Source organism: Streptomyces sp. RK9 (assembly GCF_045070545.1).
Taxonomy (GTDB): Bacteria; Actinomycetota; Actinomycetes; order Streptomycetales; family Streptomycetaceae; genus Streptomyces; species Streptomyces alboflavus.
In genome coordinates, this window is the sequence record NZ_CP173703.1 from 1 (window position 1) to 16,316 (window position 16,316).

Sequence of the window (16,316 nt, forward strand, 5' to 3'; positions counted from 1 at the left end):
CTCAGCGGGGTTCTGCCCCTCAAGCACAACGCTCTGCGGCTGTTCGGTCTGTCCGACAAGGTCCTGGTCGTTGATGAGGCCCACGCCTACGGCCCGTGGATGCACCAGTTGCTCATCCGACTGCTGGAGTGGCTGGGAGCGTTCCGCGCACCGGTGGTCCTGCTGTCGGCCACACTGACGGGGCGCACGGCAACATCGCTGGTGGATGCCTACCGGCGAGGCGCCGGCTTCCCGGAGCCGTCCGCCGTCGAACCGTGCTATCCAGGCTGGTTGTTCACTGATGCCGCGACTGGCTCCGTCTCGACGCCTAGAGCGGTGAAGAGCGAGCGGGCCCGCCGCATCGACCTCGGCATCCGGCCGGTCGTATGGGATACCGAGGCAGATCCCTCGTGTGCCCCGCGTCCCGGCAGCCGACGTGAGGCGCTGCGGGAGGTGCTGCGCCCCGTGGCATCGGACGGGGGCACGGCGCTCGTGTGCTGTACGACGGTCGCCGAGGCCCAGCAGACATACCGAGACCTGCGCATCGCGTTCCCCGAACTAGCCCAGCAGCAAGGTGGGTTGCGCCTGCTGCACTCGCGCTATCCCGCGCGCGTGCGACAGCGCATCACTGCTGCGTGCGAGACCGCGTTCGGCAAGCCGCGCGGTGAAGAGGACATCGCCCGGCCGCGTCCGGCGTCCATCCTGGTCGCGACCCAGGTCGTCGAGCAGTCCCTTGATCTGGACTTCGACCTGATCATCAGTGACCTCGCCCCGCTGGCCCAGCTCCTCCAGCGTGCGGGACGGGGCCGTCGTCACGAGCGCGGCGAGACCGGGCGCCCGTCGTGGGCGCTCCCTGAAGAGGCGCCACGTCTGATCGTCCTGGAACCCGTGGACTCCCGAGGGGCCCTCGCGGTGCCGCCTCGTAGCTGGGGATCGGTCTACGACGCCGGGTTGCTGCACCGTACCGCCCGAGTCCTGGCCGAAGCGGAAGCGGTCGGCATCGACGTTCCCGGTGACGTCCAGCGACTGATTGACACCGTGTACGCGGAGGACTTCGTCGAGCGGTTGGCGGGAGCCGCCGAACAGGAGCAGCTACGCATCCTGGATGCCGAGCGCCAGGCCGAGGAAATGGCCCAGACCCAGCTGGCCGCCATGGTGAACATCCGTGCCCCGGCGGACGTGGCCGGCGATCTCCACCGACTCAGCGAGCAGACGGCAGGCGTCACGGAGGAGCTGCTGACGTCACGTCTAGGCGCGGACTCAGGACGGGTGTTGTGCCTGTACGAGCAGAGAGACGGCTCGCTGACACTCGACGAGGCGGGGACGCATCCGCTGCCCGAGGACATCCGTGGGCTCCCCCGCCGCCACCTGGCGCAGATCATTTCGCATGCCGCCCCGGTTCCGGGCAAGTGGCTGCTGGGCGACAGCGGCTACGGGGCGCCGCGGGGCTGGGACGAGCAGCCGCTGCTCCGTGAGGTCGTACTGCTGCGGATGCGGCCAGAACCCGGCGAGGGCGCAGGCATCGTCTGGTCCTGCCGCCACGGGGACCGCACCATCCGGACCTCCGACGTCGGCTTGGAGGTCGTGTAACCGCGCATTTGGTCCTTCTCGCCTATTCACCTGGAGCCCCATGCCACCGCCTGCCTGCAACCTGCTCGACGAACCGTGGATCCCCGTCCACTGGTCGCCAAACGCCTCTCCCCCTCCGACCGGCGAGCCTCCCGATCGCATCGGACTGCGCGAACTGCTCCTGCGTAGCGGCGACATCACCGGACTGGCCGTCACATCCCCTCCCGCGCACTCCGCTCTCCTGCGGATCCTGTACGCGCTCACAGCCCGAGTCACCGGTCTGGACGAGGTCGGCACCAGGGACTGGGTCTCGCGGCTCCAAGACATCTGGGACGAGGGCGAGTTGTCGAGGGAGGGCATTGCCGAGTACTTCGCCAGGTACGAGCACCGCTTCTTCCTCTTCGACCCGGAGTACGGGCGGCCGTGGATGCAGGACGCGCGCCTGGCCGAGCAGTGCGACGCGGACAAGACCGCCGGTGTGAACAAGCTGATCGTCACGCGTGCCTCAGGCAACAATCACGCCTGGTTCCGCGCCGACAGGGACGCCCGTCCCGAGCTGCCCACCGCGTCGGAAGCGGTGCTGAACCTGCTGGTGTGGCACTACTACGGCCCCTCCGGCCGTTGCTCGTCCCGAGAAGTGAACGGCGCGAAGAGCGCCAGTATGACGGCCGGCCCGCTGCGTACCGCGCTCTCGTACCACCCTGAGGGAGAGACCCTCTTCGAGACGCTGCTGGCCGGGCTGGTCAGGCCGGAAGCCACCGTGACGCCCGCGCGGGATCAGTGCCCCTGGGAGCGGGATGAGTTGCCGGACCCCGACAAGGCGCCCCGGGCTCCGGCCGGTCCCTGCTCGCGGCTCACCGCCTGTTCCCAGCACGCGCTGCTGCTCGTACCGCAGGGGCAGGACGGCCAGTTGGTGCGGGATGCCTACATCACCTGGGCGTACCGCACAGGCCGCATCCCGCGGAGCGACCCCTTTCTGATCTGGCAGGTGAGCCAGCAGGGCAATCCCTACCCGCGCCCGGCCGACTCCCGGCGTGCGCTGTGGCGGGACCTGGACGCCCTGCTCCTCAAGGAACCCCCCGGGACGGCCCAGCCGAGGCGGCCCGAGGTCTTCGCGTACGCCGTCGAGGTGTCGGAGGACCTGCGGGTGCGGGCCCTCGGCTTCGAGCAGGAAGCACAGGCCAAGGACATCCAGTTCGTGTCCGGCACCACGCCTCCGGTGCTGGGTTTCGCCGAGCGGGACTCACCGCGCACCGCTCTGCCGGTGGCACGGCTGCGGCAGTTCGGGGAACTGTATGGGCGGCGCCTGGATCGCGCGGTGAAGCAGGCCTGGGCCGCCTACGTGCGCGACGCGAAGGCCAAGGGCGACACGTGGGCCGCGGAGGCTGCCGGGCGCTACTGGCCGCGCGCCGAAGCCGAGTTCTGGGACCGCTTCCTCCGCCTGGACCGCTCGGGCACGGTGCTGGACGCGGGCTTCGACCGGGCTGGGTCGCGGGCGGCGTTTCTGGCTCTGGCTGTGGAGGCGTACGACACCGTGACGGCCTCCGTCACCCGAACCCAGCGCGGCGCCAAGGCCGTATCCGACGCCCGGATCGGACTTTATGGAGGGGCCCGCAAGAAGAGCAGCGGGTCCGCCAAGGGGCAGGACGCATGAGCACGCAGCGCGGACGAGAATGAGAGGGGCGAGGAACAGAATGACCACTCAGGCCACCACCGACCCGGCCTCGGCAGGGCGTCAGCGTCTGCTGGCCTACACCCAGTGGACGGAACAGCTCTGCCGCAAGGAGCCTGGGGCCCGTAGTGCGCTGCGCAGCGGTCTGCGTCGTGGGATCAACGACCGCTCGGCGCAGCGCATGCACCGGTTCGTCGCGCGCTGGATCCCGGAGAGCAGTCTCGGTTCAGAGGCCGATCAGCGGGCTTACTACGCGGTGGCTGCGATGATCGCTGCGCAGCCGCGCAGCGGATCTGCCGCCGCTGATCTGCTCGACGAGCCGGAAGAGACCGACGGCGGCGGGACCACGGGCACCGAACCCACGGTCGAGGCGGCCGCGGGGGCATCGGCGGGGCCGACGGGATCGCAACGCTTTGGCACGAGTCTGGGCGCCGCGTTCGCCGCCGCTGTCACCGACAGTCCCGGCCGGGACAAGGCGATGCAGGAGTCGGGAGCCGAAGCGCGACTGAACGTCCTCACCCGGCAGAGCATTGACGGCTTGCACCGTCATCTGCCGTCCGCTGTCGGCTACTTGAGGAATCTGGACGTTCCCGTCGACTGGGCCCGGCTCTTGAGCGATCTGCTCGCCTGGCCCGAGCACTCTGGGCGGATCTCTCGTCGTTGGCTGCAGGACTACTACCGGCAGCGCTCCGCGGATGCGGACAACCGGGCCAACCGCGCCGACGCCGAGGAAGCCGTACTCGACGAAACCGACCAGCCCGAAGCCTAAGGGTGACGGGTGCCGTACCCATACGCCCGTTCCTGCCCAGAACTCCTGCGTCACACAAACCCATTCAGGGAGACATCAGTGTCCGTTGCCGCCCGTTTCTTCGACATCCACGTCCTGCAGTCGGTCCCGTTCTCCAATTTGAACCGGGACGACACGAATTCCGTGAAAACCGTCCAGTGGGGCAACACGCTGCGCACCCGTGTCAGCAGCCAGTCCTGGAAGCGTGCTGTCCGTGGCGTCTTCGAGGACAAGGTCGGCGAGGCCGCCCTGCGCACCCGCCGCATCGGCGAGCGCGTCACCCGGGAACTGATCGCGCGGGGCTGGGGCGAGACGGACGCCCAGCGCGGGGGCGCCCACGTGGCGGCCGCCAGCAGCATCAAGTACGAACTCGCCAAGGACCCTGCCGATCCCAAGCAGATCGTGCCCAACAAGGTGCTCACCAACGCGATGGTGTACGTGCCGGAGGCGGCGGTCGTGGAGTTGGCCGACCTCGCCGAAGTCCATCGCGCGGCGGTGGAGAAGGCCAAGGACATCAAGAAGCCCGCCGACAAGAGCGTGCTGCCCAAGGACGACGTCGAGGCGATCCTGCGTTCGCGCAACGGCGTCATCAACCTCTTCGGCCGGATGCTCGCCGAAGTCGACAATGCCGGGGTGGACGGTGCCGTCCAGGTCGCCCACGCGCTGACCACCCACCAGACAGACGTGGAGCTGGACTACTTCTCCGCCGTCGACGACATCACCGCGGTCTGGGGCGACGCCACCGGCAGCGGGCACATGGGCCACGCCGAGTTCAGCGCCGGAACCTTCTACCGCTACGCCACGGTCGACCTGCGTGACCTCGCCGCCAACATCGGCGACGAACCGCAGGCAGTGCGCGAGTTGACCAGCGCGTTCCTGAGTGCGTTCATCGAGTCGCTCCCCCAGGCCAAGAAGAACTCCACCGCCCCGCACACCATCCCCGACCTGGTGCACCTCTCCGTGCGCACGGACCGCCCGCTGTCGTTCGCCGCGGCCTTCGAGGAGCCCGTGCAGGCCCGGAACGGCTTCGCGCAGGTATCCCGTGCCCGGCTCGGTGAGTACGCCCAGGCAGCGAACAAGCTGCTCGGCACCGGACGCGTCCTCACGTCGGGCTGGGCCGGTCTGGACGCCAAGGACCTGGCTAGCCTCGGCCAACGTCACGACTCCTTCGACGACCTGATCACCACAGTCCTCGACGCCGCGCTCGTCGGGAGCAAGGACGAGGGCGAGGCTGCGTGAACTCCCCCCGCACCCCGAACCCGCACGCGGAGACGGGCCTGCTCCTACGGCTGACGGGGCCCCTGCAGTCCTGGGGCGAGCGCAGCCCCTTCAACGAGCGGGACACCGCCCTGTTTCCCACCCGCTCCGGCGTCATCGGCCTCCTGGCGTCCGCGCTCGGCCGAAGCCGCGACCAACCGCCGGACGACCTCGCCCGGCTGTCCCTGACGATCCGCGTCGACCGGCCCGGCGTACCGCTGCGCGACCTGCACACCGTCGGCGGCGGCCTGCCCGCCAAGGCCACGGTCACCACTGCGGAGGGCAAGAAGCGGCCCGGCGACACCGGCACGCTGCTAACGCACCGCACCTACCTCGCGGACGCGGCGTTCACCGTCGCCGTCACCGGTGGTCCCGCCGATGCAGAGCTGCTCAGCCGGGCCGGGCAAGCGCTCCTCGCGCCGCGATGGCCGCTGTTCCTGGGCCGCCGCTCCTGCCCGCCTGAAGGCCCGCTCCTCCTGGGCGCCACCGCCGATCCGCTGCGCCACCTCGTCCACCTGCCCCTCGCCGCACCCCGCCCACGCGAGGGGTTCCAGGACGTCGCGTTCCTCTCCGACCAGCCCTTGAACCAGCGCCTGACCGCACCAAAACCCGAACCGGACGCGAACGAGGACCAGGACGGCGCGGAGCCTACGAGCGAGATCACCGACCAGCCGCTCTCCTTCCGCCCCGGCCACCGCGCTCACGGCACCCGTGACCTCTACCAGCGCGCCCTCCGCCTCCCCGCCGACCAGCACACTGGGCTCGGCGTCCGCCACCTGACCGCCCTCGCCGCCTACGTAGCCGAGCACTTCGACCGCCCAGCCCTGGAAGGAGGCCGTCCGTGACCGCCTGGCTGACCCGTATCGCCCCCGACCAGCGCTCCCGCGACGTCCGCCGTGACCTCAACGGCACCGAAGCAGCCGTCGGACTCCACCGCCGCCTGATGACGCTGTTCCCCTCACATGCGGGCAAGGACGCACGTGCCCGCTTCGGTGTCCTCTTCCGCGTCGAGGACACCCCCACCGGGGTGCACATCCTCCTTCAGAGCACCCACGAACCCGACCTCGGCCAACTCCCCACCGGCTACGGGAAGGCCGACGCCCGATCCCTCGACACCCTCCTGGGCGCCCTGCGCCCCGGTCTGACCCTGCACTACCGGTGCGTGGCCAGCGCCGTCCGTAAACCCGGCGCCACCACCCGCCGCCTCTACAACCTGCCGGCTGTTGTCCCCCTCCACGGGGCAGACGCCGACGAATGGTGGCTGCGCCAGGCCGACACCGCCGGACTCAAGCCGCTCACCCACCACTCCCACCCCCTCGAAGCCGCCCGCGGCACACGCACCCCCCAGAACGCCCCCCAACAGCAGCGCATCCAGCATGCCCGCACTCAATTCGACGGCACCGCCGCCATCACCGACCCCGAACTCCTCCGCACGAAGATCACCGACGGCATCGGCCGCGGCAAGGCCTACGGCTGCGGCCTGCTCACCATCGCCCCCGCCCGGGAACCCGTATGACCGAAGCGCCAGCAGCAGGCCCTGCCCGCACCCACGCCAACGCCCGCCGCCAACTCGCCGCGCCCACCGTCGCGATGCTGCCGCGCATCGCCGACTCCCTGTCGTTCCTCTACCTGGACATCGTCCGCGTCCACCAGGACGACACCGGCGTCCGCGCCGAAGTCACCAGCGAGCAGCGGGGCACGGAGACCGTCTACCTGCCCACCGCCGCCCTCAGCTGCGTCCTGCTCGGCCCCGGCACCTCGATCACTGCCCGCGCCCTGGCGACCCTGGCCCGTCACGGCACCACCGTCCTGATCACCGGCGCGGGTGGCGTCCGCTGTTACGCCGCCGCCCTCCCCGACTCCCTCACCACCACCTGGCTCGAACGCCAGACCCGCGCCTGGGCCGACGACACCCGACGCCTCGCCGTCGCCACCGCCATGTACGAAAGACGCTTCGGCCACGGCACCGCCCCAGCCACCCCCACCCTCGACCAACTCCGCGGCCTGGAAGGCCGACGCGTCAAAGCCCACTACCGGCTCCTCGCGCAGCAGTACAAGATCGGCCGGTTCCGCCGCTCCTACGACCCCGACTCGTGGGACACCCAAGACCCCGTCAACCTGGCCCTGTCCTCGGCCAACACCTGCCTGTACGGCATCGTCCACGCCGCCATCCTCGCCCTCGGCTGCTCACCCGCCCTCGGGTTCGTCCACAACGGCAACCAGCAGGCCTTCGTCTACGACATCGCCGACCTCTACAAGGCCGAACTCACCATCCCTCTCGCCTTCTCCCTCCACGCCACCACCAACCCCGAAGCGGCCGCCCGCCGCTCCTTCCGAGACGGCCTGCGCCTCTTCAAGCTCCTCCCCCGCATCGTCACCGACATCCAGCAACTCCTCGACCCCGGCACCCCTTATGACGCCCCCGACCCGAAGAACACATCGTCGACCTCTGGGACCCCATCAGCGGCGCCATCCCCGGCGGACAGAACCACGGAGCCGACACCTGACACCGCACCCGAAGGACCACACCACCCATGGCCTCGATGATCGTGCTCTCCGTCACCGCAGTCCCCGACCACCTCCGCGGCGCCCTCACCCGCTGGCTCCTCGAAGTCACCCCCCAGCTGTACGTAGGAACCGTCTCCGCCCGTGTACGCGACCAACTCTGGTCATCCATCACCGCCTGCACCGGCGGCGGCACCTCAGTCCTCGCCTACCCCACCGACAACGAACAGGGCTTCGCCCTACGCACCGCCGGCCCCCAACGCCGCACACCGATCGACTTCGACGGCCTCACCCTCGTGGCCTTCCGACATGAAGGTAAAGAAACTGCAAACCCCTTGTAGAACTGCAGGTCGGGAAGGGTGGTCTCCGCGAGAGCGGAGGTGGTCCGCATCCTTGATGAACTCATCGGCCGCCTTAACGGTGGTCTCCGCGAGAGCGGAGGTGGTCCGGGGGGAGGCAGCCGCTTTGCGCTCTGCAACAGGTGGTCTCCGCGAGAGCGGAGGTGGTCCGGTGCTGGAGGCGGAGGCGATGGCCGCGGGGCTGTGGTCTCCGCGAGAGCGGAGGTGGTCCGGGCCTGGGCGGCGTTGAGTGGCGACGCGTCCGGTGGTCTCCGCGAGAGCGGAGGTGGTCCGGCGGTGGGCGCGGCATGAGCAGTGATCAGTGGGTGGTCTCCGCGAGAGCGGAGGTGGTCCGTGCTGGTTGAGGACACAGAAGACCCACATGACGTGGTCTCCGCGAGAGCGGAGGTGGTCCGGGGTGGCCGACCCACCCGCCGCGGTGGCGACTCTGGTCTCCGCGAAAACGGAGGTGGTCCGCAGATGACTGCGCTCAGTGCGGGTGGTGGGGGGTGGTCTCCGCGAGAGCGGAGGTGGTCCGCACCTTCAGTCACCACTTTCCGAGATGGCTGCGTGGTCTCCGCGAGAGCGGAGGTGTTCCGGTCACCGGGTACGTGCTGCTGCTGATCGTGGTGTGGTCTCCGCGAGAGCGGAGGTGTTCCGGCACCGACGAGAACGAGGGGGAGGCGTAAGCGGTGGTCTCCGCGAGAGCGGAGGTGTTCCGGTGACCGTCAGGGCCCGGCCGACCTTCCACAGGTGGTCTCCGCGAGAGCGGAGGTGTTCCGCCAGACTCGCTCTCGTACCGCTTGTTCCCGTTGTGGTCTCCGCGAGAGCGGAGGTGTTCCGCGGTCCTGAATCTCCTTGGCGCGCGGCTGCCCGTGGTCTCCGCGAGAGCGGAGGTGTTCCGTAGTCGCGGGTCGCCCGAACCCAGGCCTCGCCGTGGTCTCCGCGAGAGCGGAGGTGTTCCGACCGTGTGGCTCGCGCCCCGGATCGGAAGGGAGTGGTCTCCGCGAGAGCGGAGGTGTTCCGGCTTCCGACCCCTGGGCCTGTACGTGGAGGTTGTGGTCTCCGCGAGAGCGGAGGTGTTCCGGCGTTGGCCGCCCGCAGCCCCCGGCGGGTGCTGTGGTCTCCGCGAGAGCGGAGGTGTTCCGTCGCCGTCGCGTACGTCCATGGCCAGCGTTGCGTGGTCTCCGCGAGAGCGGAGGTGTTCCGGCTGCGGAGGAATCGAGGGCTGTAGTCCTCATGTGGTCTCCGCGAGAGCGGAGGTGTTCCGCATCTGGTGCTGATACGTCGACCGCTGCCGCCGTGGTCTCCGCGAGAGCGGAGGTGGTCCGGACCAGCGGGCCATCGAGCGGATCAGGCTCCGGTGGTCTCCGCGAGAGCGGAGGTGGTCCGCGGACGCGGCAGCGGATGCCGGAGGCTTCGTCGTGGTCTCCGCGAGAGCAGAGGTGGTCCGGACCAGGCGCCAGACGGCGACCGCCTCACGCGGTGGTCTCCGCGAGAGCGGAGGTGGTCCGCCCTCATCGAGTCGATGATCGAGAACGGGCAGTTGGTCTCCGCGAGAGCGGAGACGTTCCGGGTGATGCTGAGCTGAGGGTTCGTGGAGGCCAATGGTCTCCGCGAGAGCGGAGGCGGTCCGGCCGCCGAGCTACTGGATCACGCCCAGCCGTGGTGGTCTCCGTGCGAGCGGAGGTGATCCCCACTACAAGTTCACTCCGCCCAGCATCGGTGGGTGGTCTCCGCGCGAGCGGAGGTGTTCTGCCCTCGATGTCGAGCGGGGAAAGGTTCGTGATGTGGTCGCTGCACGAGCGGAGGTGTTCCGTAGTCGTCGCGCAGCCCGTCGGCGACGGTCTGGTGGTCTCCGCGCTAGCGGAGGTGATCCGCCGTGCGCGGAGCACCCGCTGCGCCCGAAGCCGTGCTCGCAGAGCACGACGCCCTCATCCGGGCCGTGAAGGAAAGTTCCGATCGGACATCAGGTAGGCGGAAACCCCCAGCCGAGCATTTATAGACTTTCGACAACCCGGCCATCTCCCCCTCAGCGCCCTTCCTCGCATCGCACCATCACGTCAGCATGAGCCGCGCCTACCCTGCGCCCCACACGCCTTCGGCTCACCCATGACCAGTTGAAGCAAGTCGGGACTACCCCTGACACACCATCAGCAAAGTCAGCCTTAGGTCAGCATGAGTACGACTAAACCTGCCCGCAACCACTCACAGACTGGAATCACTTGTGAGGCGGTCGAGGACGCCAGCGGGCAAGTGGAGGCAGTTGCCCCGGAGGCCCGACAGCCTCTGCACAGATCGACGTCACCTACCATCCCGGGTCGCCCCTCCAACCTCATTCCCCAAGTTCAGCGCACCCGCCCCCGAGGCTTCAACGGCACCGCAGGCAACATAGGCGCAGCCAGCGGCGCCCCGTCGTACCCCTTCACCTCGCCGAACCGCGAACCCGTCATCCAGTCCTCCCGCGCCTGCTCGATGTCCTCCTGCGTGCGCCCGATGAAGTTCCACCACAAGTCGAGCCCCTGGCAACGGCCACTCAGATGCAATGCGGCAGGGCAGTCAGGCAGCTGCGGAGCAGAGCTCGGAGACGATCGCGAACGAGGTCGTCACCATCGGTACCACCACGGTCGGCGGCATCACCGCGTGCGTGGTCTGGCCGTGTGCCATGCCGTTGCGGATCTGCCGACCGTAGTCGAGGTACTCCGCCTGCCTGGCCGTCAGGACCCCGTCGGCGGCGCCCTGGCTGATGAGCCGGTGCAGCGGCTTCCTCCCCGCGTCCGGGATCCGGTCGCGCAGCACGATCTCTACTGCGATCAGGGAGTGCATGACCGCCGCGGTGGAGAACTCGCGGTTGTCCAGCACCGCCTCGGGGCGTACTGGACCGCGCCCACCAGGACGAAGACCGCGGGCAGGACCGTGAGGACGGCAAGCCACCACGCGAACCGGCCTGTCCCGCAACCGACATCCAGTGCCACACCACGGTTCCACGGCGCCTCACGCAACACCGGACGGTAATAGTGACCGTTGCACTCAACGGGCATGACCCGACCCTGACCATGGGAGAAACGGCGCGTCACCGCGGCCTGGAAAGCCACGACCTCGGACCAGGCCAGGACAGCCGCGGTTTGATCAAGACCTCGGCCGGCTCGCGGGGCAGCCAGTCGGAGACAACAAGGTGACGAGCACAGCTCCGGGTCCACCGGGCAGTCCTCCGGAGACATCACCCGCTCACACCACCTGCAGACCACATCAGCTCGCGCACCGACCGCGTTGAGGCGCATCGCCGCATCCACCGCGGCCTCGAACCATGTCCGATCCACCAGTGTCGTCGGAGCGGCTTCAAGCAGCTGCTTGCTTCGCCATGCGCTCAGCCCCGTCACTGACCGAATCGCCTGGACGAGGTCGAGCCCCCGGCCTCCGCTCGAGGCCAACAGCACGCCGAACTCAGGTTCCTCCACCATCCCCCCATCGGATACCACCACACCGTTTGGCCGGCAGACCCCACCACGGGGAGCCGGATCACGCTGCCCGGCTCGAGGAAGACGGCGCGCCGCCGACGCTGCACGCGGCCGTGGCGGACATCCCCCCGGGAACAGCTACGCAGGCCCCGGCCCGGTAGGCAGCAGCAGTCCCGCTCGCGTAGAAGTCCGCCGCCTCGTTCTGAAGATAGCCCGGGGCACCGTGGACCACCTCGCCTCACCAGTCGGGGCCAGAGGCGCAGAGGAGCAGCCACTCCGGCAGGGCCGTGACGGCTTCGCAGTCTCTGTCCCGCGCCGCCGAGGCTTGAGCGTTGTCACCGAACTTGATCGGCCGCACATTCGCGGCAGGAAAGTTTGAGTGATGCCGCCGCCTCGCAGTCTGATATGGGGCGTCGGAGGACGCTGTTGATCTTCGACAGGAGGACTCGTGGGCAACCAGCTATGGGCCTTGATCGGCGTCACACTGGGCGCCTTGTTGTCCTACTTGGTAGGGATGTTGAACGAGCGAACGCGCTGGCGGAGAGAACAGGGGGCGCGGTGGGACGGGTTGCTCCTGCAGGCTTACTGCGACTACGGCCAGGCGGTCAAAGACTGCGTCGTGACGTACCAGCGTCTTGCTGCTCATCAAGGTATGGCCGAGCATCCTGCTCCCGTCGAGCCGACGGATGACGCGCTGGACCAAGCTGCCAAAGCGGAGGCGCAGCGAGCCGCCATGATCGAACCTCTGCGCTTGCTGGCGGATTCAGCAACAGCCGTTACCATCCGCGAGTTGAACGAGGCTGTGTGGCATCTGGAATGGCTGGTGCGGGGACGTCTGGGTGGAGAAGCGGCTGCTTGGGATCAGGCATACAGCACGTACAGGGCTGCCCGGCAAGCGTTCTACGAGAAAGCGCGGACCAGTCTCCAAGTATCAGGTGCAGTGGTCCCCGAGCGCACGAGCTGGCCGCCGTCCTGGCGAGCAAGCACCTGAGCGTAATCCACTCGAACTGCGGTGGCACTGGCCCCATGTTCGGCGTCACACGGCAGTCTTGACCTGTCGCAGCGAAGGCTGAGCAATTGTCGGCGAAGGTTGGCGACCGCTACGTTTTCGCAGTGAAGGTTGAGTGTTGCTGAAGGCTTCCTGCCTGTGATGTCAACGCGCTCACTGACGGCCTCCCGTTCAACCGAAGGACTGAGCCGTGCCCGACCGGCCTGAGATTGTCTGCATCTGCGGCTCTACTCGGTTCGTGGACGAGATGCGTGCGGCGAACCGTGATCTGACCTTCGCAGGTCTCATCGTCGTCGCGCCAGGCGAAGCAGGCGAATTGATCACCAACGAGCAGAAGACCGCGCTGGACGCCCTCCACCTGCGCAAGATCGACCTGGCTGACCGGGTTCTTGTCGTCAACCCCGGCGGGTATATCGGCGAGTCCACGAGCAGGGAGATCGCATATGCCTACGCCACCGGCAAGCCGATCTCGTTCACCGATCCCGTCTGACCAGTAGACGCTTCGTGGCTTCGATCTGCTGGCCGCCCTGCTCCTTCAGCGGGCCCTGCGTGCCAAACTCCCTCTGGACGAGGCCCGGCTGATCGCGGCCGCCCGCCGCAAGACGGTCATCTGGTCCCGTCTCGCCACCGCGCTCGAGATGCGCAACCGTCACTCCGCCGAGCGCCGCTTCCTGTAACTGCGCCGGGACATGGACGACATCGCCGGACACACCCAGACCCAGGGCGAACGGGTCGAAGCGGCCCGCGCCCACCGCGACCGCAGGGCGGAACAGGCCTGGGCCGCCGCACACCGCGACGCATTCGTCCTGCTGACCGCGCACCTCGCGGCCGGCCCGGATCTGCAGCAGCGGGCCGACACCTGCCCCAGGGGCACCCGCGCCAACCAGGTCACCGCCCTGCACGCCCGGCGTGCCGGCGAGCCCGACCCGCAGCCCATCCGCACCGGCTCACCGAGGCGGTGACGCGGAGAAGGCCCACCGCACCGCGGAAGCCGAAGAACAGCGGCGCCCGGTCGACCTCAGCCAGAGCCCGCCGCCCCGGACCCCGCCCGCCTCAGCGGCGTCAAGCAGGACCGCCTCGTCCACCAGAAGTTCGGCCTCATCGGCTACGCGCCTTATGGTTGGTGCCCTTCGCGCCCCGGTCCGGGCTCACACTCGCCGCCCCGCCCTCGCAGTCAGGCGTTTAATCGGATGTGCGTACGGTGCGGAGTTGGTAGGTTCGCCGTGTGCCGAAGCTGAATCAGATCATCGCAGTCGAAAAGGGCGTCAAGTCCAAGGCTCTCCAGGAGCTCACCCAGGCTCACCAGGATGTGCAGAAGCCCGCCCTGCTGGCCGGCATCTCCCGGACCTACCAGCCCAAGGACGAAGAGGGCGAGCAGCTGCCGCCAGAGTCCACGCGGGTGCAGATCAAGGCCGAGGACGCTCTGCGGGCGACCGCCGGGACGCTGACGCGGCTCTTCGACGTGACCGCGACGAAGGACTGGGCGAACCGGTCCGCGGTCGCGGACGTGGTTGTTGACGGTACGGTGCTGTTGCCCCAGGTGCCCGTCCCGTACCTGTTGTTCCTGGAGAAGCAACTCACCGACCTGCACACCTTCGTGCGCAAGCTGCCGGTGCTCGACGCCTCCGAGTCGTGGAACCTGGACCCCTCGACGGACTCGTGGAAGACGGACCCGGTGCGGACCATCCGCACGAAGAAGGTTCCGCGCAACCACGTGAAGGCCGAGGCCACGGAGAAGCACCCGGCGCAGGTCGAGGTGTACTACGAGGACGTCCCGGTCGGTTACTGGACTACGGTGAAGTTCTCCGGCGCGCTGCCCGCCCGGCGGGTCAACGAGCTCCTCGACCGTGTCGAGAAGCTCCAGCAGTCCGTCAAGTTCGCCCGCGAGGAGGCGAACAACACCGAGGTCACCGACCAGCGGGTCGGCGACGCGGTATTCGGCTACCTCTTCCGGTAGCCCCCACATACGCCCTCCGTCGCGAGCGGAGGGTGCGCGATGAGCGCAAGCTGAAACTGATGTTGAAGCTGATGAAGGGGTGTCAGTTGGGGGTTCGAATCCCTCTCCCCGCACCACGTGTGGGGGTGGCCCAAGCCTGGCAGAGGCGGCCCCATGAAACTCAGATTCTCGCTCCAGTCTCAGTATTCGCCGCCGAACACCGGATCGACCGAGCGTGGGCGAACATCGACGGATGGGGGTTCAAGTCCCTCCGGCGCCTCTCTCGTGGCGCTGTAGTTCAAAGGCAGAACACGTCGATCTCAACATGACCCGCGGTTCTTAAACGCCGCCGGTGTGCGCAAATGGGTGGCAAGCTGGAGCCCGGGAGCTGGACATGCTCCCGGGCTCCGTCACGTTCCGGCTGCGGCTTGTGCTGTGACCAGGAAGGTTCACCGGGTTGAGTGGTCAGGCCGCGGTGGGTAGGGGTCTGCCGCCCCAGCGGATGCTTCTCTCACTGCGGATTCGGGCACGTTCGCGTCGTTGGGCGGCCAGGACGTCGGGGTGGCGGGCGTTCTGGTTGCGCTAGCGCAGGTAGTAGGCATGCAGGGCCCTGGTCTGGATGGTGTGATTGGGATGGTTCGAGTTGGCCAGGGTGAACTGCCGTAGTGGTCCGAAGTGGGCCTCAGTGGGGTTGGCCCAGGACGCGTAGGTCGGAGTGAAGCACAGCTTGACCTTCTCGCGGGCCGCCCGCCTGCGGATTCGCCAGTTCAAGTGGGCGGAGAGGTTGTCCAGGATCACGTAGATCGAGGCGCCGTCCGGGCGGGCCGTGCGGATCGTTCTCAACGCGGCCCAGGTGTGATCGATGCCTTTGCGGCGCCGGTTGATGCCCCACATCTGATCGTCACCGACGGAGTAGCAGCCGTGGAAGTAGATGATGCCGTGGGTGCGCCGGTAGGTGGCTGGCAGGCGCTCGGGCTGGGTCTGCTTGGCCCAGCAGGAGCCGAGCTTCTCCAGCCACGATGCCATCCCCGCCTCCAAGACCACGGTCCCGGACACAACGATCCGCCCTCGGGCCACGGACAGCAACGGCGCACGGCATCACGGCCTCACCACGGAGGAGCTACACCCGTTCGAGGTCCACGACGATGCCTTGCACCGTGCGTTCGGTGAGATGGCAGGCTGCGGCGAGGTCGCGCAGGCGGGCGGTGGGATCGCGCGCGATGGCCAGGAGCACACGGGCGTGGCTGGTAAGAAAGCCCCCCCGGCCGCCTGATGATCCACGCCGCGCGTCCCTTCGCCTGATGGATGATGTTCCGGAGGGAAATTACCGGAAACCAGTTTCGCGTATTTGGTGAGTGCGGCGAAGTTTCAGGGGTAAGCGGGTGGGGCCGCGGGGGGGCTCGGACGCGAGGCGGGCTGTATGGAACCCGCTGGGTGGGACGAGGGCCAGCAGCCGCTCGTGGAGCCGCCATATCTCGGTGTCCGCCGCGTTCGAGGGCAGCGAGGAAATCACCCTCGCCCGGGACCTTGCCCGGTCCTTCCTGACCGATGTGCAGGCCGTGCACGGTCTGCCGGTGTCCGGGCGGGCCATGGGTATGGTGCAGCTGGTCGTCAGCGAGATGGTGACCAATGCCTGCAAGTACGCGCCCAGCCCCTACATGCTGACTCTGGAAGTCGATGCGGGTGCCGTCGAGGTGAGCGTGTGGGACAGCAGCCCCACCCTGCCCGCGATCGGGGCGATGGACCCCGGCGGAGACCCGGCCGGCAGCCCACCTGACCCGCACTGCTGAGGGTGTTCTTGCGCGG

13 protein-coding genes, 3 pseudogenes and 1 CRISPR repeat array are annotated in these 16,316 nt (G+C 68.6%); of the genes and pseudogenes, 13 read left to right on the forward strand and 3 right to left on the reverse strand.

Annotated features, from left to right (window positions below; all coding sequences use genetic code 11):
• The 8 genes and pseudogenes from cas3 to cas2e form a co-directional block, all read left to right on the forward strand.
• The coding region (cas3, locus tag AB6L24_RS00005; RefSeq protein WP_405650504.1) for a CRISPR-associated helicase Cas3' at positions 1-1,569 on the forward strand (1,569 nt) is incomplete at its 5' end.
• A 40-nt stretch (positions 1,570-1,609) separates the two neighbouring features.
• Positions 1,610-3,202, forward strand: coding sequence for a type I-E CRISPR-associated protein Cse1/CasA (gene casA / locus AB6L24_RS00010; protein ID WP_405650507.1), 1,593 nt, complete (start codon positions 1,610-1,612; stop codon positions 3,200-3,202).
• Positions 3,203-3,242: 40 nt separating this feature from the next.
• Positions 3,243-3,989, forward strand: coding sequence for a type I-E CRISPR-associated protein Cse2/CasB (casB, locus tag AB6L24_RS00015; RefSeq protein WP_405650509.1), 747 nt, complete (start codon positions 3,243-3,245; stop codon positions 3,987-3,989).
• A gap of 78 nt (positions 3,990-4,067) precedes the next feature.
• Positions 4,068-5,246: a type I-E CRISPR-associated protein Cas7/Cse4/CasC gene (gene cas7e / locus AB6L24_RS00020; RefSeq protein ID WP_405650511.1), complete on the forward strand. Its 1,179-nt coding sequence runs from the start codon at positions 4,068-4,070 to the stop codon at positions 5,244-5,246.
• Positions 5,243-6,109: a type I-E CRISPR-associated protein Cas5/CasD gene (gene cas5e, locus AB6L24_RS00025; RefSeq protein ID WP_405650513.1), complete on the forward strand. Its 867-nt coding sequence runs from the start codon at positions 5,243-5,245 to the stop codon at positions 6,107-6,109. The genes cas7e and cas5e overlap by 4 nt, the downstream gene beginning before the upstream one ends.
• Positions 6,106-6,780: a type I-E CRISPR-associated protein Cas6/Cse3/CasE gene (cas6e, locus tag AB6L24_RS00030; protein ID WP_405650515.1), complete on the forward strand. Its 675-nt coding sequence runs from the start codon at positions 6,106-6,108 to the stop codon at positions 6,778-6,780. Before cas5e ends, cas6e begins: the two co-directional genes overlap by 4 nt.
• Positions 6,777-7,771 (forward strand): annotated as a pseudogene (gene cas1e / locus AB6L24_RS00035) (type I-E CRISPR-associated endonuclease Cas1e). Before cas6e ends, cas1e begins: the two are co-directional and overlap by 4 nt.
• A gap of 27 nt (positions 7,772-7,798) precedes the next feature.
• The gene (cas2e, locus tag AB6L24_RS00040; RefSeq protein ID WP_405650517.1) at positions 7,799-8,110 is read left to right on the forward strand and encodes a type I-E CRISPR-associated endoribonuclease Cas2e; all 312 of its coding nucleotides are present in this window, start codon (positions 7,799-7,801) and stop codon (positions 8,108-8,110) included.
• A gap of 18 nt (positions 8,111-8,128) precedes the next feature.
• A CRISPR array of direct repeats spans positions 8,129-9,865; the repeat unit is 29 nt; unit sequence GTGGTCTCCGCGAGAGCGGAGGTGTTCCG.
• Positions 9,866-10,455: 590 nt separating this feature from the next.
• On the opposite strand, the pseudogene AB6L24_RS00045 reads toward cas2e, so the two are convergent.
• Together AB6L24_RS00045 and AB6L24_RS00050 are read right to left on the reverse strand one after the other, a co-directional pair.
• Positions 10,456-10,626, reverse strand: a pseudogene (locus tag AB6L24_RS00045) (pirin family protein); the annotation flags it as partial.
• 40 nt (positions 10,627-10,666) lie between these two features.
• Positions 10,667-10,969 (reverse strand): hypothetical protein, encoded by a 303-nt coding sequence (locus tag AB6L24_RS00050; RefSeq protein WP_405650519.1) that lies wholly within the window; start codon positions 10,967-10,969, stop codon positions 10,667-10,669.
• A gap of 1,044 nt (positions 10,970-12,013) precedes the next feature.
• Between AB6L24_RS00050 and AB6L24_RS00055 the strand changes: the two genes are divergently transcribed.
• The 4 genes from AB6L24_RS00055 (at position 12,014) to AB6L24_RS00070 (ending at position 14,531) form a co-directional block, all read left to right on the forward strand.
• Complete coding sequence (locus tag AB6L24_RS00055) at positions 12,014-12,556, forward strand: hypothetical protein (protein WP_405650521.1); 543 nt, start codon at positions 12,014-12,016, stop codon at positions 12,554-12,556.
• A 208-nt stretch (positions 12,557-12,764) separates the two neighbouring features.
• Positions 12,765-13,064, forward strand: a complete 300-nt coding sequence (locus tag AB6L24_RS00060) for a hypothetical protein (protein WP_405650523.1) — start codon at positions 12,765-12,767, stop codon at positions 13,062-13,064.
• Between the two features lie 199 nt (positions 13,065-13,263).
• Positions 13,264-13,536: a hypothetical protein gene (locus AB6L24_RS00065; RefSeq protein WP_405650526.1), complete on the forward strand. Its 273-nt coding sequence runs from the start codon at positions 13,264-13,266 to the stop codon at positions 13,534-13,536.
• Between the two features lie 263 nt (positions 13,537-13,799).
• Positions 13,800-14,531 carry a hypothetical protein gene (locus AB6L24_RS00070; protein ID WP_006376607.1) on the forward strand — a complete coding sequence of 244 codons (732 nt, stop codon included), beginning with the start codon at positions 13,800-13,802 and terminating at the stop codon, positions 14,529-14,531.
• A 444-nt stretch (positions 14,532-14,975) separates the two neighbouring features.
• Here AB6L24_RS00070 and AB6L24_RS00075 read toward each other — a convergent pair.
• Positions 14,976-15,512, reverse strand: a pseudogene (locus AB6L24_RS00075) (transposase); the annotation flags it as partial.
• A gap of 476 nt (positions 15,513-15,988) precedes the next feature.
• Here AB6L24_RS00075 and AB6L24_RS00080 point away from each other — a divergent pair.
• A complete protein-coding gene (locus AB6L24_RS00080; protein ID WP_405650529.1) occupies positions 15,989-16,300 on the forward strand; it encodes an ATP-binding protein in 312 nt (103 codons plus the stop codon).
• Positions 16,301-16,316: the final 16 nt, after the last annotated feature.